This is a genomic window from Kitasatospora gansuensis, assembly GCF_014203705.1.
Classification (GTDB): Bacteria; Actinomycetota; Actinomycetes; order Streptomycetales; family Streptomycetaceae; genus Kitasatospora; species Kitasatospora gansuensis.
Map to the genome: position 1 here is coordinate 2,203,372 of NZ_JACHJR010000001.1, position 19,344 is coordinate 2,222,715.

Below are 19,344 nucleotides of genomic sequence, written 5' to 3' on the forward strand. Positions count from 1 at the left end.
CCGATGGCCACTCGTACTCCCCGCACCGTGCCGGTCCTGGCGGCAGCCTGGCTGCTGGTGTGTGCCCTGGCCTCCTGCGCGGCCTCGGACCCACCTCCCCCGCCGCCTCCCGTCTCGGCCACCCGCCCGCTGCCGGACCTGTTCAACGGCGTGACGCTGGACGACGTGACCGAGCTCCCCGAGCTCGTCGCCTCCCTGGGGGCCCTGCCGCAGCGGCCCACCGAGCGGATCGTCTTCGACGCGGACACCGAACCCTCCGCCTACCGGGCGGCGGTGGCCGCGCTGCACCCGATCAGCTATCTGATGGGTCTGCCGATGGACTCCTTCGAGGTGGCCGACGCCTCCCTGACGGAGTATCACGACCGGACGGCCGCGCTGCTGGCCGAGTTCGGCGGGCAGATCGACGTCTGGGAGGTCGGCAACGAGATCAACGGGGAGTGGCTGGGCCCCGCCCCCGAGGTCACCGAAAAGGTGACCGACGCGTACCGGCAGGTGGTCGCGGCCGGCGGGCGGACCGCGCTCACCCTCTACTACAACCCGGGCTGTGCCGAGGATCCGGAGCATCAGATGCTGCCCTGGACCAAGGAGAACGTGCCCCAGGAGATCAGGGACGGGCTGGACTACGTCCTGGTGTCCTACTACGAGGACGCCTGCAACGACTACCGCCCGCCGCTCGAGGAGTGGAACGCCGTCTTCACCGAGCTGGCCGACCTCTTCCCGCACGCCCGGGTGGGCTTCGGCGAGAACGGCACCGACGAGCACGCCTCCCTCGACGCGAAGCTGGAGCAGCTCACCCACTACTACACCCTGCCGGTCACCGCCCCCCGCTACCTGGGCGGTCACTTCTGGTGGTACTACGCCGAGGACATGCTGCCGTACCCGCCGGCCAACCAGCTGTGGACGGCCCTGTCCGAGGCGCTGACACCACCACCGGCGTAACACCCTCCGCACCCGAGGACGAGACGATGAGCACCCCGACGACGACCAGCCCGCCCGCCACCCCGCAGCTGGGCACCCCCTCGTTCGCGGCCGTGCGGGCCATCATCACCGCCTTCGCCCCCTACCGGCTCCTCGAACTGGAGCGGGAGCGGGAACAGGCCTTCGCCCAGGCACTGGGGACCGACAGCCTCGGCCCGGTGCACCTCTTCCTCCGCCGCTGGGGCGCGGTCGCGGCCACCGAGCGCGAGCTGGCCACCGCGACCCGGCTGCACCTCTCCGAGTGCTCCGCCCACTCCGGTCTCGACCCCGAGGAGCGCCGGGAGAGCGCGCTGGAGCTCGCCGCGGTCCTGCTGACGGTGGCCGCCGAGCTGACCGCTCCGCAGGAGCGGCTCTAGCGCTTCAGCCGGTAGATCACGGTGTCGGCGTTGACCGCGACCACCTCGTAGCGGGTCTCCAGCAGGCTCTCTATCCGGGGGATGTGCACCGGCTGGTACGGGGCCAGGCCCGAGTCGTCCACCACGATCTCCGGAAAGCCCTTGTCGGCCAGCTCCTTGTCGAAGGTCTGCCAGGCGTTCGCCATGCTGAACTGCTCGCCGACGTCCTTGCCGTCCTTGCCGCCGCTGAAGTTCGTCAGGAAACCCGCCGTCAGATAGCGGGTGACGGGGCGTCGGTCGGACAGCCAGTACAGCTCCGGGTGCATGCCCCAGACCAGCACGGTGTCCTTGGCCGTGGTCTGCTCGGCGATCGTGCTGGCCACCTCGCTGGAGTGGTCGAGCCGCTGGCCCGGCCAGAACACCGCGAGGCCCCAGAACGCCGTGGCCGCGACCGTGCTGTACACCAGCACCGGCCGCCAGCGGATCGACGAGGTGGACACCGCGCCGACCCCGAGCAGCACCAGCGGGGGCATCAGCTGGAGGTAGTAGTGGCCGAAGAAGTGGAAGCCGGTGCTGACCGCCACCACCGAGGAGAGCAGCCAGACCCAGAGGTCGGAGGTGGCGCCGTACTCCTCACCCCGGACGGTGGGCAGCGCGCCGTGCCGCAGCCGCAGCCAGAGCCGGTGGCCCAGCGGGGCCAGGAAGCCGAGGCAGGCCGCCAGCAGGATCGCCGAGTTGCCCAGCGCCCGTCCTGACATCTGCAGCCAGGCGCCGCCCATCGAGGCGTAGTCGCCGCTGCCGGTGACCACCCAGAACAGGAAGCCCTTGGGCTTGGTGAGGATCACCGCGACCAGCGCTATCGGCAGCGCGAAGCCGAAGCAGACCTTGAACAGCGCGGGCTGCCAGCGCACCCCGCGCAGCCGGACGTCCTGGAACAGCATCCAGAGCACCGGCAGCATCACCGCGCCGCCGGTCTGCTTGGTCAGTGAGCAGAGCGCCACCGCGATCCCGGCTGCCAGCCAGCGGCGGCGCTCGGCGTAGCGGAACGCCGCCACCATCGCGGGCAGCATGAAGACCTCGAAGGTCGCCGCCTGGGTGTCCTCGGGGGACAGTCCGATCGAGACCAGCAGGTAGAGCCCGCCGGCCACCGCGCCCGCCCGGTTGCCCCAGCGGCCGCGGGCGATCGAGGCCAGCAGGATCGCGGTGGCCAGGTGCGCCACGATCGCCAGGGTGCGCAGCGGCCAGAGCGAGGTGGAGCCGAACAGCGCGAAACACGCCTCGTACAGCCAGGGCAGCAGCGGGGGCTTGCGGTCCACCACGGTGTCGTACAGCACGCCGCCGTCGGCCAGCATCCGCGCCTGGGTGGCGAGATAGCCCTCGTCGGGGCTCCACACCGGGCGGAGGAAGGAGGGGAGGTGGGTGACGGTCGCGAGGACCGCCAGCACCGGCACGACTCTGGTCCAGTACCCCGTCCGGACGCGCTCGGGCAGCCGCCCGGTCAGGGCGGCGAGTGGTCGTGAGACGGCGTTGGGCACGGTGACAACCTACCGGGCGGGGCCGTGGGCCAACGCCCGGGTCCGGCCATTCGATGTGACGATCGGACAGAAGTGTGGCGCGGTGGGCCGGTGGCAGCGACGGATTATTTCCGGCCACGGCTCGTGAACGGCGCTCATGAACGGAAACGGAGCGCGGGGCCGTGCATGCGCACGGCCCCGCGCCCCTGCGGTGTGACCGGGGATCAGACCCGGGCCGCGGCCGTCCGGGCCACCAGCTTGGCGACCTGCTCGGCGACGGCCGGGGCGGTGAGACCGATCTCGTTCAGGATCTGGTCCCGGGTGGCGTGGTCCAGGAACTGCTGGGGGATGCCGAAGTCGCGCAGCGGCAGGTCCACCCCGGCGTCCCGCAGGGCCTGGGAGACCGCCGAGCCGACGCCGCCCGCGCGGCCGTTGTCCTCGACCGTGACGACCACCCGGTGCTCGGCGGCCAGGCCGGGCAGCGCCGGGTCGACCGGCTTGACCCAGCGCGGGTCGACCACGGTGGCGGTGATGCCCTGGGCGGCCAGCAGGTCGGCCACCTCCAGGCACATCGGGGCCATCGCGCCGACCGAGACGATCAGCACCTCGCCCTCGCCCTCGGGTGCGGCCCGCAGCACGTCCATCCCACCGATCCGGCCGACCGCCGGGACGGCGGGACCGACGGTGCCCTTGGAGTAGCGGACCACGGTCGGGGCGTCGTCCACCTCGACCGCCTCGCGCAGCTGGGCGCGGAGCTGGTCGGCGTCGCGCGGGGCGGCCAGCCGCAGCCCGGGGACGACCTGAAGGATCGACATGTCCCACATGCCGTTGTGCGACGCACCGTCAGTTCCGGTGACGCCCGCGCGGTCGAGCACGAAGGTGACGCCCAGCTTGTGCAGCGCGACGTCCATCAGGACCTGGTCGAAGGCCCGGTTCAGGAAGGTCGCGTAGACCGCGAAGACCGGGTGCAGGCCGTTGGTGGCCAGGCCGGCCGCGCTGGTGACGGCGTGCTGCTCGGCGATGCCGACGTCGAAGGTCCGCTCCGGGAAGGCCTTGGCGAACGGGGCCAGGCCGACCGGGTGCAGCATCGCGGCGGTGATGCCGACGATGTCCTTGCGCTCCCGGCCGAGGGCGACCATCTCCTCGGCGAAGACCGAGGTCCAGTCCTTGCCCGAGGTCTTGATCGGCAGGCCGGTCTCCGGGTGGATCACGCCGACCGCGTGGAAGCGGTCCTCGTCGTTGTTCTCGGCGGCGTGGTAGCCGCGGCCCTTCTCGGTCAGGCAGTGCACGATCACCGGGCCGCCGAAGCCGCGCGCCTTGGTGAGGGCGGACTCCAGCGCGGTCAGGTCGTGGCCGTCGATCGGGCCGATGTACTTCAGGCCGAGGTCCTCGAACATGCCCTGCGGCGCGATGAAGTCCTTCAGACCCTTCTTGGCGCCGTGCAGGGTCTCGAACAGCTGCTGGCCGACCACGGGAGTGCGCTGCAGCGCGTCCTTGCCCCAGGACAGGAAGCGCTCGTAGCCCTGGGTGGTGCGCAGCGTGGCGAGGTGGTTGGCCAGGCCGCCGATGGTGGGCGAGTAGGAACGCTCGTTGTCGTTCACCACGATCACCAGCGGGCGGTCCTTGGCGTCGGCGATGTTGTTCAGCGCCTCCCAGGCCATCCCGCCGGTCAGCGCGCCGTCGCCGATCACCGCGACCACCGGACGGTCGTGGTGGCCCTGCAGCTGGTTGGCCTTGGCCAGGCCGTCCGCGTAGCCGAGCACGGTCGAGGCGTGCGAGTTCTCGATCACGTCGTGCTCGGACTCGGCGCGGGACGGGTAGCCGGACAGGCCGCCCTTCATCCGCAGCTGCGAGAAGTCCTGCCGGCCGGTGAGCAGCTTGTGCACGTAGCTCTGGTGGCCGGTGTCGAAGAGGATCCGGTCGCGCGGGGAGTCGAAGACCCGGTGCAGCGCGATGGTCAGCTCGACCACGCCCAGGTTCGGCCCGAGGTGGCCGCCCGTCTTGGAGACCTCCTCGACCAGGAAGGTACGGATCTCCTCGGCCAGCGCGGCCAGCTGCGCCGGGGTGAGCCGGTCGAGATCACGCGGTCCCCGAATGCGGGTCAGCAGCGCCACCCGTTCCTCCTCGTTCAAAGTTCTCGGGCCGCGGACGGCCTGGCGGGCCTCGCTGCCCCTGGAGTCGAACCGCACCGGCCGTCGGTCGGGCGGGCTCGACTGCCCGAGTCTAATGTCCGCCTGCCGGACACCGCGCAGCGCGCCTGGGGTTGACCGGTGTTGACCGACATGACGAGGCTCGGCACCCGATTGGTTCGAGTGCCGAGCCTCACATGGGCGGAAGAGGTCAACCTCGCCCGGACGACTTCTGGGTCCGGCGGGAGACCGAGTCGAGCACCACGGCGGCGAGCAGCACCGCGCCGGTGATCATGTACTGGATCGACTGGTTGACGTGCACCAGGTCGAGGCCGGTGATGATGGACTGGATCACCAGGATGCCGAGCAGCGCCGACCAGGTCTTGCCCCGGCCGCCGAACAGGCTGGTGCCGCCGATGACGGCCGCGGCGATCGAGTTCATCAGCACGTTGCCACTGCCGAGCGCCTTGTCGGCGGAACCCTGCTGGCTCATGATGAACAGCCCGCCGAGCGCGGCCATGCCGGCCGAGATCATGAAGACCGAGATCCGCACCCAGGCCACGTTGATGCCGGCCCGGCGGGCGGCCTCGATGCCACCGCCGACCGCGAAGATCTGCCGGCCGTAGGAGGTGCGGCGGAGCACGAAGTCGGTGATCACCACGATGCCGAGGAAGATCACCAGCGGCAGCGGCAGGCCCTGGCTCTGGTTCAGGGTGGACGCGGCGGCGACCGCGATCAAGCCGATCACGCCGGTGCGCAGGGCGATCTCGCTGACCGGGCGGGCAGGCAGCCCGGCGGCCGTACGGCGGCGGCGGTCCAGCAGCTGACCGGCCAGGAAGAGGCCGACCCCGGCCAGCGCGAAGATCCAGGTGACCGCGATGTCGCCGTCGCCGACGAAGTAGTGGTCGAGGTCGGCGATCACGCCGTCGTTGAGCACGTTGGCGGTGCCCTTGTCCCCGAGCACGAACTGCTGCAGACCGCTCCAGGCCAGCAGACCGGCCAGCGTGACCACGAAGGCCGGCACGCCGATCTTGGCGAAGAAGAAGCCGTGCAGGGCGCCCATCGCGACACCGGCGGCCAGCGCGATCAGGATCGACAGCCACTCGTTGACGCCGGAGCGGGCCGACAGCACACCGGCGATGGCCGCGGAGACGCCGGCGATCGAGCCGAGCGAGAGGTCGATCTCACCGAGCAGCAGGACGAACACGATGCCGACCGCGATCAGGCCGGGGCCCGCGATCCAGAGCGTGATGTTGGTGAGGTTGTCGGCGTTCAGGAAGTCGCCGGTCAGGCCCTGGAAGATGGCCGCGATCAGGATCAGGCCGAGCACGACCGGGACGGAGCCCAGTTCGCCGGTCTTCATCTTCCGCTTGAACTCGCCGAGGTAGCCGGCGAAGCCCTCCTCACGGACCATCAGGCGGGGGTCGATCGCGGGCGCGGGCGCCTCGGTGGTCTGGTTGGTGCTCACTTCGCTTCCTCCGCGATGCGTGCCTGACGCCGGGTCACGGCGTTCTCGGTGGCTCCGGTGATGGCGGAGATGATCTCTTCGTGGGTGGTGCCGGCCACCGGGAAGGACCCGTTGTTGCGGCCCAGGCGGAGCACCGCGACGGTGTCCGCGACGGCCTTGACGTCCGCCATGTTGTGGCTGATCAGGATGACCCCGAGGCCCCGCTCGCGGAGCCGCTCGACCAGGTCGAGGACCTGGGCGGTCTGCTCCACGCCGAGCGCGGCGGTGGGCTCGTCCAGGATGACGATCTTCGGGTCGCCGACCAGGGCGCGGGCGATCGCGACCACCTGGCGCTGGCCGCCGGAGAGCGCGGCGATCGGGATCCGGACGCTGGGGATGCGGATCGACAGGGTGTCGAGCAGCTCCTTGGCGCGCTTCTCCATCGCGACCTCGTCGAGCGCGCCGTACTTCTTCAGCTCGCGGCCGAGGAAGAGGTTGCCGACCACGTCGAGGTTGTCGCAGAGCGCGAGGTCCTGGTAGACCGTCGCGACGCCCAGGCCCTGGGCGTCCTGCGGGCGGTTGATCCGGACCTCGCGGCCCTCCCACTCGATCGAACCCTCGTCGATCGGGTGGACGCCGGCGATGGTCTTCACCAGCGTCGACTTGCCGGCGCCGTTGTCGCCGACCAGGGCGACCACCTCTCCGGCGTGGACCTCCAAGTGGACGTCGGTGAGCGCCTGGACGGCACCGAAGCGCTTGGAGACTCCGCGCAACGCCAGTACGGGTGCGCCTGTCACGTGAACCATCTCCTTCATTCCGTGCCACCGGCTCCTGACGAGGGGTGACACGGCCTGCCGCGCGCCGACCCGGGCGCGAAGGGGTAGTACGAGAAACGATGAGGGGGCGCGGCGGTCTGGAAACACGCCGCGGGGGCCGACGCTCCGTCAGGAGCGCCGGCCCGTGCCGGGGTTACTTCAGGCCGGCCGCGGTGCAGGCGGCGGCGTAGTCGGCGGTGCAGATGTCGGCGGCCTTGTAGAGGCCGTCGGCGATCACGGTGTCCTGGATGTTCGCCTTGGTGACGACCTTCGGGGACAGCAGCTTGGCCGGGATGCCCTTGTCGGTCGGGCTGTCCACGGTCGCCGAGGCGACGGACTTGATGTCCTTGTTCTGGAGCAGGTTGACCGCGAGCTCGGCGGCCGAGTCGGCGAGCGGCTTGTACGCCTTGTAGATGGTGTACGCCTGGTCGCCCGCGACGATGCGCTGGATGGCGTCCACGCCGGCGTCCTGGCCACCGACCGGGACGTTGATCCCGGCGGCCTTCAGCTGGGTGATGATCGCCGCGGCCATGCCGTCGTTGGCGGAGTAGACGGCCTGGAAGCCGTCCTTGCCCAGGCTGGTGATCGCGGTGCCGATCTTCTGGCCGGCCACGGTGGGCTTCCACTCACCGGAGGCCTCGTAGACGACCTTCTTGACCTTGCCCTCGAGGGCCTTCTTCGCGCCGGACTTGAAGTACGCGGCGTTCGGGTCGGCCTCGTCACCGTTGATCATGACCACGTTGGCGTCGGCGGCCTTGGCGCCCAGCGCGGTGACCAGCGCCTCGCCCTGGAGCTCGCCGACCTTCTCGTTGTCGAAGGAGACGTACGCGGAGACCGGGCCGGTGGCCAGGCGGTCGTACGCGACGACCTTGACACCCTTGGCAGCCGCCTCCTTGACCCAGGACGCGGTCGAGGTCGCGTCGAAGGCGTCCAGGATGATCACCTTGACGCCCTGCGCGATCAGGGTGTCGAACTGCTGCTTCTGCTTCGACGCGGAGCCCTCGGCGTTGCTGTACTTGACGTTGCAGTCACCGCACAGTGCCTTGACCTTGGCCTCGATGAACGGCTTGTCGAAGGACTCGTACCGGGTGGACGAGGCGTTCTCCGGGAGCAGCAGGCCGATCGACTTGGTGTCACCGGACGCGGCGCTGTCCTTCTTGTCGTCACCGGCCTTGCCACAGGCGGCCATCGAGATGGCCATGGTGACCGCAGCGGTACCGATGACTGCGCGACGCATCATTGCATTCATGGTGGGGGGTGCCTCCCTGACGGAGCCGCAACGTTGCGGCGAGGTGAGGTGGAGTCAACCCTCGGGGCTCGCTTGTCGTCAATAAGTAAAACCAGCTGGACGCCGATCCGAACCCTTTCGTTATCTTCCTGAAGGCGAAGCCGAGACCAAACGGCCTCGGCTTCGTCTTTTCCGGACGCGGGAGAGCGATTTCCGGTGTCAGGCACCGACCGCCGAGGTCTGCCGGATTGCGCCGGATTCACCCATCTCACTCATCACCAGGGCGAGCGCCCCGAGCACCTCGGCCCGGCCACCCAGCGTGCCCGGGACGATCGAGAGCTGCCGCGCCGCGGACGGGATGGCGTACCGCGCCACCGAGTCCCGGATCGGGGAAAGCACCAGGTCACCGGCCTCGGCGAGGTCTCCGCCGAGGATCACCCGACGGGGGTTCAGCAGGTTGCACAGGGTGGCCACTCCGCTGCCGATCTGGCGGCCCGCGTCCGCGATCACCCGGCGGCAGCCCAGGTCACCCTGCTGGGCCAGCTGCACCACCTTGGTCAGGGTGAGCTCCCCCGGGTGGTTGGCGTTCAAGAGATTGAGCAGGTAGCGGGAGCCGACGAAGGTCTCCAGGCAGCCCCGGTTGCCGCAGCGGCAGACCGGCCCCGCCTCGTCCAGCGTGATGTGGCCGATCTCGCCGGCCGTACCGCCGGGGCCGCGGTAGATCTGGCCGTTGATCACCAGGCCGGCGCCGACGCCGCTCGCCACCTTGATGTACGCCAGGTCGGTCAGCCCGCGGCCCGCGCCCCAGACCAGCTCGCCGAGCGCGCCGAGGTTGGCGTCGTTGTCGACGTGCACGTCCATGCCGAGCCGCTGCGAGAGCTCCCGGCCGGGCGCGATGCCCGTCCAGCCCGGCAGGATCGCGGTGGAGCCGAGCGCGCCGGTCTCCTGGTCGATCGGGCCCGGCACGCCGAGGCCGACCCCGACCACCTTGTCCGGCTTGAACCCGGCCTGCGCCAGCAGCCGGGCGACCAGCGCCTCGGCGCGGTCGAAGCCCTGCTTGGCCGAGACGTCCACGTCGATCGGCTCGCTCTCCTCGGCGAGCACCCGGTGCGCCAGGTTGCCCACCGCCACCCGCAGGTGGGTGTGGCCGAAGTCGACCCCGACCACGATCCCGGCGTCCCCGCTGAGCGAGACCGAACGCGCCCGACGGCCGCCCGAGGAGGTGTCGGCCACCACGACGGTGCCGCTCTCCTTCAGCTCCCGGACGATGTTGGACACCGTGGCCGCGGAGAGCCCGGTGGACCGGGCGATCTCCGCCTGGGTCAGCGAGCCCGCCATCCGGACCGCGCGCAACACCCGTTCGAGATTTGCCCGGTGCAGCGAGGACTGCGATCCCGGTGTGTCCATCGACATGATTCACCCTTCCTGGGCACGGGTACTCGACCGTCCCCGCCCCAGCCGCGCCGTTGCGGCGGTGCCCAAATGTTCACCTTCAACTTCTGAACTCTATGGTCGGCACTCCGGCCGCGCCCGCGTCAAGGGCCAACCGGTGCTGAACGGTGATCGAACACGGATCGTTGCCGGACCATCCGCAAGGAATCGGCGGGCACCGGGGCGGCACACCTGATATGCCCTGGACGCTGCGGACCCGTCGCGTGGGAGGATGCCAGGCATCCATGCCTGACGAAGGAGTCCTGCGAGTGCCTGGCACCAACTTGACCCGTGAGGAGGCCCGAACCCGGGCCGCGCTCCTGCACGTGGAGTCGTACGACATCGAGCTCGATCTGAGCTCGGCCCGCGACGGCGGCACCTTCCGTTCCACCACGGTGGTCCGGTTCGCTGCCACCGCTCCGGGCAGCGCGAGCTTCATCGACCTGGTCGCGCCGAGCGTGTCCGAGCTGGTGCTGAACGGCGTGGCGCTGCCGCTCGACAGCTTCGCCGACAGCCGGATCGCGCTGCCGGACCTGGCCGCCGAGAACGAGCTGAAGGTCGTCGCCGACTGCGCGTACACCAACACCGGCGAGGGCCTGCACCGCTTCGTCGACCCGGTCGACGGCGAGACCTACCTCTACACGCAGTTCGAGGTGCCCGACGCCCGCCGGGTGTTCGCCTCCTTCGAGCAGCCCGACCTGAAGGCCGCCTTCACCTTCACGGTGACCGCCCCCAAGGGCTGGGTCGTGGTCTCCAACTCCCCCACCCCGGCCCCGGTCGGCGACGGGGACACCCAGGTCTGGCGGTTCACCCCGACCGGCCGGATCTCCACCTACATCACCGCGCTGATCGCCGGACCGTACGTCGGCGTCTTCGACGAGTACCGCAGCGGCGAGCAGGTCGTCCCGCTCGGTGTCTACTGCCGTCCGTCGCTGCGCGAGTTCCTGGACGCCGACGCGATCTTCGACATCACCCGGCAGGGCTTCGACTTCTTCCAGGAGAAGTTCGACTGCGCCTACCCGTTCGAGAAGTACGACCAGCTCTTCGTGCCGGAGTTCAACGCCGGGGCGATGGAGAACGCGGGCGCCGTGACCTTCCGGGACCAGTACGTGTTCCGGTCCAAGGTGACCGACGCCGCGTACGAGTCGCGGGCCGCCACCATCCTGCACGAGCTGGCCCACATGTGGTTCGGCAACCTGGTCACCATGGAGTGGTGGAACGACCTCTGGCTGAACGAGTCGTTCGCCACCTACGCCGAGGCGGTCTGCCTGGCCGAGGCGCCCGGCTCCAAGTGGCCGGACTCCTGGACCACCTTCGCCAACGAGATGAAGACCTGGGCGTACCGGCAGGACCAGCTGCCGTCCACCCACCCGATCATGGCCGAGATCAACGATCTCGAGGACGTCATGGTCAACTTCGACGGCATCACCTACGCCAAGGGCGCCTCGGTGCTCAAGCAGCTGGTGGCGTACGTCGGCCAGGACGAGTTCTTCAAGGGCGTGCAGGCCTACTTCAAGGCGCACGCCTGGGGCAACACCCGGCTGAGCGACCTGCTCGGCGCGCTGGAGGAGACCAGCGGCCGCGACCTCAAGACCTGGTCGAAGGCCTGGCTCGAGACGGCCGGCATCAACGTGCTGCGCCCCTCGGTCACGCTGGCCGAGGACGGCACCGTCGCCGCCTTCTCGGTGCTCCAGGAGGCCCCCGCGCTGCCCGCCGGCGCCAAGGGCGAGGCCGTGCTCCGGCCGCACCGGATCGCCATCGGCTGCTACGACCTGAAGGACGGTCAGCTGGTCCGCACCGAGCGGATCGAGCTGGACGTGGACGGCGCCGAGACCCCGGTGCCGCAGCTGACCGGCCGTCAGCGCCCCGCCGTGCTGCTGCTCAACGACGACGACCTGTCGTACGCCAAGGTCCGCCTGGACGAGGCCTCGCTGGCCGTGGTCACCGAGCACCTCGGCGGCTTCACCGCCTCGCTCCCGCGCGCGCTCTGCTGGGCCTCCGCCTGGGACATGACCCGCGACGGCGAGCTGGCCACCCGCGACTACCTGGCGCTGGCGCTCTCCGGCCTGGCCCAGGAGAGCGAGATCGGCGTGGTCCAGTCGGTCCAGCGGCAGGTCAAGCTGGCGCTCGACGTGTACACCGACCCGGCCTGGCGCGAGCAGGGCCTGCTGCGCTGGTCCACCGCCGCCGAGGAGCGGCTGCGCGCCGCCGCCCCCGGCAGCGACCACCAGCTGGCCTGGGCCCGCACGCTGGCCGCCGCCGCCCGGACGGAGGGTCAGCTCGCGCTGCTGGCCGGTCTGCTGGACGGCAGCGAGGTGATCGAGGGCCTGGCCGTCGACACCGAGCTGCGCTGGGTGCTGCTCGCCCGGCTGGCCGCCACCGGGCGTGCCGACGCCGAGGCGATCGACGCCGAGCTGGCGCGGGACAACACCGCGGCCGGCCAGGAGCACGCGGCCGCCTGCCGCGCGTCCCGGCCGACCGCCGAGGCCAAGGCCGCGGCCTGGGCCTCCGTGGTGGAGTCGGACGAGCTGACCAACTACGTCCAGGAGGCCGTGATCAGCGGCTTCGGTCAGCCCGACCAGCAGGAGCTGCTCGCCCCGTACACGGCGAAGTACTTCGCCGCGATCAAGGGCATCTACGAGACCCGCAGCCACGAGATCTCGCAGCAGATCGTGGTCGGCCTCTACCCGGCCCGCCAGGTCGGACAGGCCACCCTGGACACCACCGACGCCTGGCTGGCCTCGGCCGAGCCCGCCCCGGCGCTGCGCCGGATGGTGGTCGAGGCCCGCGCGGCCGTCGAGCGCGCGATCCGGGCCCAGGCCGCGGACCGGGCGGCCGGCGCCCGGGAGCTCGGCCACTGACGCACCGTCACCCGGAGGGGGCGCCGAACCGCGTGCGGTTCGGCGCCCCCTCGGGCGTTCGTCAGGGTGTCCCCGGTGACGCCGGTGGTGGCCGGAACAGCACTGAGCACCGCCGGACCTGACGGTCCGACGGTGCTCAGGTGCGTTCGGCTACTTCTTCTTGCCCAGCGCGGGCAGCATGACCAGGGCGGCGATGATCGCGAACAGCACCAGCGGGGCCGCCACGAACAGGGCCAGGGTGTCGACCGTGCTCAGGCCCTTGCCCGGGTCGTCGCCGTCGTCCCGGGTGGCCGCCAGGGCCGCGGGCGACGTCATCAGCATCATCAGCGTCGCCACCGCGGAGACCGCGCCGACTCGCAAAGCGTTCCTCTTGTCCACGTTTCCCAAGGTACCGGCCGCCTACCGCTCGCCGCTCCCCGGGGTCCGCCTTCCGAGCACGGTGCTCAGCCGCCTGGTCCCCTCCGCCGCCGCGAGCGCCTCCAGGGTGACCGGGCGTCCGGTCCGGTCGGCCACCGGCAGGCGCCAGTTGGGGTACTGGTCCCAGGTGCCCGGCAGGTTCTGCGGGCGCGGGTCGCCGACCGTGTCGGGCAGCCAGACCCCGACCAGCTCGGCGGGGGTGGCCAGCAGGAAGGCGTACAGCGCCTCGGCGGTCAGCTCGGCGCCCTCGGGCAGCAGCCCGGCCCGGGTCAGTTCGGTCCGCCAGTCGGCGAGTTCGGCGGCCGCCTCGGCCTGCTCCTCGGCCAGCGGGCGGGCCAGCAGGCCGAGCCGGTGCCGCAGCTCGACGTGCTCGCCGGAGAGCCGGGCCGCGGTGCTCGGCAGGTCGTGGGTGGTCAGGGTGGCCAGGCAGGCGGCCCGCCAGCGCTCCGGCGGGAGGATCGCGGCGTCCGCCCGCCAGTCCCGCTCGAACCAGAGCACCGAGGTGCCGAGCACCCCACGCGCCGTCAGCTCCTCCCGCACACCCGGCTCCACCGTGCCCAGGTCCTCGCCGATCACGTACCCGCCGGCCCGGTGCGCCTCCAGCGCCAGCACCCCGAGCATCGCCTCCGCGTCGTAGCGGACGTACGCGCCCTGGGTCGGCGGGAGCCCGGCCGGCACCCACCAGAGCCGGAACAGGCCCATCACGTGGTCGATCCGGAGCGCCCCGGTGTGCCGCAGCGCGGCCCGCAGCAGCTCCGCGTACGGGGCGTAGCCGGCGGCGGCCAGCGCGTCCGGGCGCCAGGGCGGCAGGCCCCAGTCCTGGCCGTGCGCGTTGAAGGCGTCCGGCGGGGCGCCCACCGAGATGCCCTCGGCCAGCACCTCCTGGAGCACCCAGGCGTCCGCGCCGTCCGGGTGCGCGCCGACCGCCAGGTCGTGGATCAGGCCGACCGGCATCCCGGCGTCCTTCGCCGCCTGCTGGGCGGCTCCGAGCTGCTGGTCCGTCAGCCAGGCCAGCCAGCGGTGGAACTCCACCCGGTCGGCCAGGTCCTGGGCCGCCTTGGTGACGTGCGGGCTGTCCGGGTGGCGCAGGCCCTTGGGCCAGTGCCGCCAGTTGTCGCCGTGCCGCTCGGCCAGCGCGGACCAGACCGCGTACTGCTCCAGCCAGCGGCCCTCCCGCTCGACGAACGCCCGGTACGCCGCCTCCCGGCCGGGGCCGCGCGCCACCCGGTGCAGGATCTCCAGCGCCTCCAGCTTCACCGCGCGGACCGCGTCCCGGTCCACCAGCCCGTCGTGGGCCAGCACCTCCTGGCTCAACCTGCGTCCGCGCTCGGGGAGTTCCCCCAGATCGGCGTACGGGTACTCGGGCACCGCCTCGATCCGCAGGTGCACCGGGTCGGCGAACCGGCGGGAGGAGGGCCGGTACGGCGAGGGGTCGGAGGGCGCACCCGGCAGTGCCGCGTGCAGCGGGTTGATCTGCAGGAAGCCCGCCCCGAGCCCGTGCCCGGCCCACTGCGCCAGCTCGGCCAGGTCACCGAGGTCGCCCATCCCCCAGGAGCGCTCCGAGAGCACCGAGTAGAGCTGGGCCAGGAAGCCCCAGGAGCGCTGCTCGATCTCCGGCAGCCGCTGCGGCGCGACGATCAGCGGGGTCGACTCGGCGCGGTCGCCCGTACGGACCGTCAGGCGGTGCCGGCCGAGCGGGAGGTCAGCGGGCAGCCAGTGCGACCGGCCCGCCGGCAGGCCCCAGGTGCCGCCGTCCTCCAGCTCCACGTCGAGCCGGGCCCCGGCCGGGACGTCCAGCGCCGTCCGCCGCCCGGCCCGCACCACGATGCACGGCGGCAGCAGCCGGGCCGCCTGCTCGGCCCGGTGCCGCTCCATCGCGTCCCGCACCGCCGCCGGACTCCCCGCGTCCACCCCAAGCGTGGCCAGCACCGCCACCAGCGTGTGCGGCGCCACCTGCACCGGCCCCGAGCCCGGGTCGTACGTACTGTCCACCCCGTGCGCGTGCGCCAGCGCCACCAGCTCGGGAGAGGGCGGCGGATCCTCGGCGGGAGCCTGCGGACTGCCGGTTGCACGGTCGAGGTATGCGGCCACTCTTGGGCTCCTGCGGTCAGTGAAGCCGTACGGGACCCCCCAGTCCTACCCGCGCCCACCCCACCCGACCCCGGCACCCACACGGCGGAGTCACCCGAATGGACGGTCAGGACACCGCAAAGGGTGCGGGGTGACGGTGCGGACAGCCGGTCATTTGGGGCATAGCAGGCAATCCGCGCATGGGCGTTGACACCTGCACGGCTTGCTGATGGGCTGTCCGCCGGGGGCTTGGACCGGACGTTTTTCAGGTTGAGGAGGGTCCTGTGCAGGCTCGGGTTTCGGCGGCCGCCGGTCGGCGGCTGCGGCAGCAGATCGAGCAGAGCGCGGCCCTCCGTGAGGTGCTCTGGCACCCGGCCGCGCTGGCGGCCCGCCGGGCCACGGCGCGGACGGCGCGTCAGCTGGCGCCCAAGGTGGCGGACCGGCTGATCGCGGATCTCAAGGGGACCGAACCGCTGCTCGCCTCGGTCCGGGCCGAGCGCCGCCGGGGACGCCGGCGGGCCACCCTGCAGCTGGCCGCGACGCTCTCGGCCGCCGCCGTGGTCGGCGGCCTGATGGTCGGGATCCCGGGCACCGCGTACGCCGAGACGCCGGTCGGACGGCCCGTCAGCAGTGCGCCCCGGACGCCGCTCGGCACGCTGGCCGACCCGCGGGTGTACCCGAGGCCGCAGCAGCTGACCGCGGTCGGACGACCCGTCAGCGTGCCGCCCACGGTGAACCTGGTGAGCGCCGACCAGGCCGACGGACCGGCCCTGGACGCCGTCCGGGAGCTGCTCGGGACGGCCGGGGCGACCACCGTCACCCCACTGCCCGACCTGCCCGCCGAGCCCGCTCCGGGCAGCCTGACCGTGTACGTCGGGGGGCCCAGGGAGGCGGCCGGCGGGGCGATCGACCGGGCGCTGCGCGGCCTCGCGGCGGCGGGCGGCCAGCAGCTCTCGTTCGAGGGCCTGCCCGCCGGGGGCTACCTGCTGGCGGCCGGTCAGCTGCCGACCACCGGCGGCACGTACGGCGCGGTGGTGCTGGCCGGGGTGGACGCCGCCGGGACGTTCAACGCCGCGCAGAGCCTGCGACAGCTGCTCGCCCCCGTCCAGCCGGGCCAGGGGCAGGGCCCCGGCGCGCTCGGCTTCCCGGGCGTGCTGGTCCGGGACTGGCCGAGCGGCGCGGCCGTCCGGGGCATCGCCGAGTCCTTCCAGGGCACGCCCTGGAGCGCCGAACAGCGGCTGGCCCAGCTCGACTTCCTCGGCCGGACCAAGCAGAACTTCTACCTCTACGCCCCCGGCGGCGACCCGTACCGGCTCTCCCGCTGGCGCGACGCCTACCCTGCCGCCCAGGCCGCCGAGCTGCGCGAACTGGCCGACCGGGCCCGGCAGAACCACGTCACGCTCGGGTACTCGATCTCGCCGGGGCAGTCGTTCTGCTACAGCTCAGGCAAGGACCTGGACGCGCTGCTGGGCAAGCTGGACGGGCTGCGCAAGCTCGGCTTCGAGGCGTTCCAGCTGGAGTTCCTGGACGTCAGCTACGACGAGTGGCACTGCTCCACCGACCGCCGCAGCTTCGGCACAGGACCCGAGGCGGCCGCCAAGGCGCAGGCCGCCCTGGCCGGCAAGGTCAGGGAGCGGCTGACCAAGGGCAAGCTCCCGCTCACCGTGGTGCCGACGGACTATCAGAAGGCGGCCGCCTCGCCGTACCGGACCGTGCTGGCCGCCGGGCTGCCGAAGGACGTCCAGGTGGCCTGGAGCGGCGGGTCGGTGATCCCGGCGAAGATCACGGGCAGTCAGGTCGCCGAGGCGGCCAAGGCAGCCGGGCACCCGCTGGTCACCCTGGACAGCTACCCCGTCAACGACTCCGCGCCCGACCGGCTCTACCTCGGCGCCTACCAGGGCCGCGACCCCGAGCTGGCCACCGGTTCGGCCGCGCTGGTGACCGCCGCGATGGCCCAGCCGGTGCTCTCCCGGATCCCGCTGGCCACCGCTGCGGACTTCGCCTGGAACCCGGCCGGCTACCAGCCCGCCGAGTCCTGGCGGGCCGCGCTGCGCCCGCTGGCCGGGACGGACACCGGCCTGGCCGCGGTCACCGCGCTGGCGGGCAACAGCTCCTCCTCGCCGCTGGCCCGGGCCGAGTCCGGCTATCTGGCCCCGCTCGCCGAACGGTTCTGGGCCGCCCTGGAGCCCACCGGCGGCAGCACCCCCGACCCGGCCCGGCTGACCGAGGCCGCCGCCCCGCTGCGGGACGCCTTCGCCACCATGGCGGGGGCCCGGCAGGCGCTGGCCACCGAGGCGCTCGGCGCGGAGGCCGACCCGTGGCTCGCCCAGCTGGCCGGCTACGGCCGGGCCGGGGTCGCGGCGGTCGACATGCTGCTGGCCCAGCGCGGCGGTGACGGCACGGCCGCCTGGCAGCACCGGGTCACCCTGCGCAGCGAGCGCGACCAGCTGGCCCAGGGCGGCGCGGTGGTCGGTGCCGGTGTGCTGGACCCGTTCCTGGACCGGGCCGCGAAGGCCGCCGACAGCTGGTCCGGCGTCCGGGCCGGGGCGATCGGCGCGACCACCACGCTCGGCACCGCGCACGACCACCGGCCCGCGCTGATGACCGACGACGCCGCCGACACCTTCTACTGGACCTCGGCCCCGCCGCAGCCCGGCGACGCGATCGGCCTCGACCTCGGCCCCGGCCGCGCACTCGGCACCGTGACGGTGCTGATGGGCAGTTGGGGCGACGGCCCGGACGCCCGCAGCGCGGCCGGCGACTTCCTGCACGAAGGCGTCCTGGAGTACACCACCGGCGAGGGCGGCTGGAAGGAGCTGGCCAAGGTCCGCGGCCGGCAGGACATCACCGCGACGGCGCCCGCCGGCGTGGTGGCCAAGGCCGTCCGGCTGCGCGCCACCGCCGGCCAGAAGACGGCCGTCGCGGTCCGCGAGTTCAGCATCACGGCCCCCGGCGAGACCCCGGCCACCGTGACCGGCGGCCCGGTCGCCGCCCCCGGCTCCTCGGCCGCCGCCGTACTGGACGGCAACCCCGACACCGCCTACCGGGCCGCCAGCGCCCCCGGCGGCAACGACACCCCCCTCACCGTCGAACTCGGCGCACCCCGGCCGCTGGACCGGGTCACCGTCCTCACCGACCCGACCGTCCGGGCGACCGGCACCGTGGAGATCCAGCAGGCCGACGGCAGCTGGGCGGCGATCGGCGCCGTCCGCCCCGGCTGGAACGAACTGCCCGCGCAGGGCCGCCCGGTCGGCGCGATCCGGCTGCGCTGGGCCGCGGGCGGCGAGCCGCCGGTGGTGAACCAGATCATCCCCTGGTACGCCGACACCCCCGCCGCCCGGCTCAGCCTGGCCTCGCCCGTGCTGGACGTGATCACCGCGGCCACCATTCCGGCGCAGACCAGGGCCGTGGTCGAGTCCGGCCGGCCCGATGTCATCACCGGTGAGCTGAAGGCCGAGGTCCCGCTGGTGGCCAAGGGTCTGACGGTCGCTCCGATACCCGCTCTGGCGGTGCCGCGCGGCGGCCGGGTCGGCGCCCCGCTCCAGGTCACCGCGACGGCCGAGACGCCCACCGGCACGTACCAGGTGCCGGTCAGCTTCACGGCGGGCGGGGTGACGGTCCGCCAGGTGCTCCAGGTACGGGTGGTCCCGCCGACGGCCGGCCCCGACCTGGCCCCCGGCGCGGTCGCCTCCTCCTCCGGCGACGACTCCGCCAAGACGCCCGCCGGGGCCGTGAACGACCGGGACCCGAAGACCCGCTGGACCGCACCGGCGAAGGACGACGCCTGGGTCCAGCTGCGACTGCCGGCCGCCGGCCGGCTGGGCTCGGCGGTGCTCTCCTGGCAGCCCGCCTACGCCTCCGCCTACCGGCTCGAGACCTCCCCCGACGGGGTGCACTGGACCACCGCGGCCACGGTCGAGGACGGGCGGGGTGGCACCGAGACGATCCGCTTCGACGCGCCCGACGCCCAGTACCTCCGGGTCCAGGGCGTCACCCGGGCGACGCCGTACGGCTACTCGCTCTCGGGGATCGAGGTCTACGGGGTCGCGGGTTAGGTAGGCAGGGCGCTCGCTCGCACCTCACTGCGAAAGTGCCTGACCGGCTACGTACGGATCACCT

General features: G+C 72.5%; 12 protein-coding genes. 4 read left to right on the plus strand and 8 right to left on the minus strand.

The window, feature by feature from the left end; genetic code table 11:
• Positions 1 to 3 precede the first annotated feature (3 nt).
• Together F4556_RS09700 and F4556_RS09705 are read left to right on the plus strand one after the other, a co-directional pair.
• Positions 4 to 939 (plus strand): hypothetical protein, encoded by a 936-nt coding sequence (locus tag F4556_RS09700; protein WP_184913430.1) that lies wholly within the window; start codon positions 4 to 6, stop codon positions 937 to 939.
• A gap of 26 nt (positions 940 to 965) precedes the next feature.
• Positions 966 to 1,334 (plus strand): hypothetical protein, encoded by a 369-nt coding sequence (locus F4556_RS09705; RefSeq protein ID WP_184913431.1) that lies wholly within the window; start codon positions 966 to 968, stop codon positions 1,332 to 1,334.
• On the opposite strand, the gene F4556_RS09710 is transcribed toward F4556_RS09705, so the two are convergent.
• The 6 genes from F4556_RS09710 to rok7B7 all read right to left on the minus strand — a co-directional run bounded on the left by F4556_RS09710 (position 1,331) and on the right by rok7B7 (position 9,853).
• Positions 1,331 to 2,848: an ArnT family glycosyltransferase gene (locus tag F4556_RS09710; protein WP_184913433.1), complete on the minus strand. Its 1,518-nt coding sequence runs from the start codon at positions 2,846 to 2,848 to the stop codon at positions 1,331 to 1,333. The genes F4556_RS09705 and F4556_RS09710 overlap by 4 nt on opposite strands.
• Before the next feature lie 203 nt (positions 2,849 to 3,051).
• Entirely contained in the window at positions 3,052 to 4,941 is a 1,890-nt protein-coding gene (gene dxs, locus F4556_RS09715; RefSeq protein WP_184913435.1) for a 1-deoxy-D-xylulose-5-phosphate synthase, read from the minus strand.
• A gap of 226 nt (positions 4,942 to 5,167) precedes the next feature.
• Entirely contained in the window at positions 5,168 to 6,424 is a 1,257-nt protein-coding gene (locus F4556_RS09720; RefSeq protein ID WP_376775675.1) for a sugar ABC transporter permease, read from the minus strand.
• The gene (locus F4556_RS09725) at positions 6,421 to 7,209 is read right to left on the minus strand and encodes an ATP-binding cassette domain-containing protein (protein ID WP_184913436.1); all 789 of its coding nucleotides are present in this window, start codon (positions 7,207 to 7,209) and stop codon (positions 6,421 to 6,423) included. The genes F4556_RS09720 and F4556_RS09725 overlap by 4 nt, the downstream gene beginning before the upstream one ends.
• Positions 7,210 to 7,372: 163 nt before the next feature.
• Complete coding sequence (locus F4556_RS09730) at positions 7,373 to 8,467, minus strand: sugar ABC transporter substrate-binding protein (RefSeq protein WP_184913438.1); 1,095 nt, start codon at positions 8,465 to 8,467, stop codon at positions 7,373 to 7,375.
• A gap of 198 nt (positions 8,468 to 8,665) precedes the next feature.
• A complete protein-coding gene (gene rok7B7 / locus F4556_RS09735; protein WP_184924456.1) occupies positions 8,666 to 9,853 on the minus strand; it encodes an ROK family transcriptional regulator in 1,188 nt (395 codons plus the stop codon).
• 293 nt (positions 9,854 to 10,146) lie between these two features.
• On the opposite strand from rok7B7, the gene pepN reads away from it, so the two are divergent.
• Positions 10,147 to 12,738, plus strand: coding sequence for an aminopeptidase N (pepN, locus tag F4556_RS09740; protein WP_184913440.1), 2,592 nt, complete (start codon positions 10,147 to 10,149; stop codon positions 12,736 to 12,738).
• A gap of 150 nt (positions 12,739 to 12,888) precedes the next feature.
• Here the strand turns inward: pepN and F4556_RS09745 are convergent, their stop codons facing one another.
• Both F4556_RS09745 and malQ read right to left on the minus strand, forming a co-directional pair.
• Positions 12,889 to 13,116, minus strand: a complete 228-nt coding sequence (locus tag F4556_RS09745; protein ID WP_184913443.1) for a hypothetical protein — start codon at positions 13,114 to 13,116, stop codon at positions 12,889 to 12,891.
• 21 nt (positions 13,117 to 13,137) lie between these two features.
• Positions 13,138 to 15,246 carry a 4-alpha-glucanotransferase gene (malQ, locus tag F4556_RS09750; RefSeq protein ID WP_184913445.1) on the minus strand — a complete coding sequence of 703 codons (2,109 nt, stop codon included), beginning with the start codon at positions 15,244 to 15,246 and terminating at the stop codon, positions 13,138 to 13,140.
• Positions 15,247 to 15,509: 263 nt separating this feature from the next.
• On the opposite strand from malQ, the gene F4556_RS09755 reads away from it, so the two are divergent.
• Positions 15,510 to 19,280 carry a beta-N-acetylglucosaminidase domain-containing protein gene (locus tag F4556_RS09755; RefSeq protein ID WP_313068226.1) on the plus strand — a complete coding sequence of 1,257 codons (3,771 nt, stop codon included), beginning with the start codon at positions 15,510 to 15,512 and terminating at the stop codon, positions 19,278 to 19,280.
• Positions 19,281 to 19,344: the final 64 nt, after the last annotated feature.

Excerpts from the sequence above, each read along its gene's own strand:
- F4556_RS09700 (WP_184913430.1), top strand. The coding sequence starts at position 4 with ATGGCCACTCGTACTCCCCGCACCGTGCCGGTCCTGGCGGCAGCCTGG.
- F4556_RS09705 (WP_184913431.1), top strand. The coding sequence starts at position 966 with ATGAGCACCCCGACGACGACCAGCCCGCCCGCCACCCCGCAGCTGGGC.
- F4556_RS09725 (WP_184913436.1), bottom strand. The coding sequence starts at position 7,209 with ATGGTTCACGTGACAGGCGCACCCGTACTGGCGTTGCGCGGAGTCTCC.
- F4556_RS09730 (WP_184913438.1), bottom strand. The coding sequence starts at position 8,467 with ATGAATGCAATGATGCGTCGCGCAGTCATCGGTACCGCTGCGGTCACC.
- rok7B7 (WP_184924456.1), bottom strand. The coding sequence starts at position 9,853 with ATGGACACACCGGGATCGCAGTCCTCGCTGCACCGGGCAAATCTCGAA.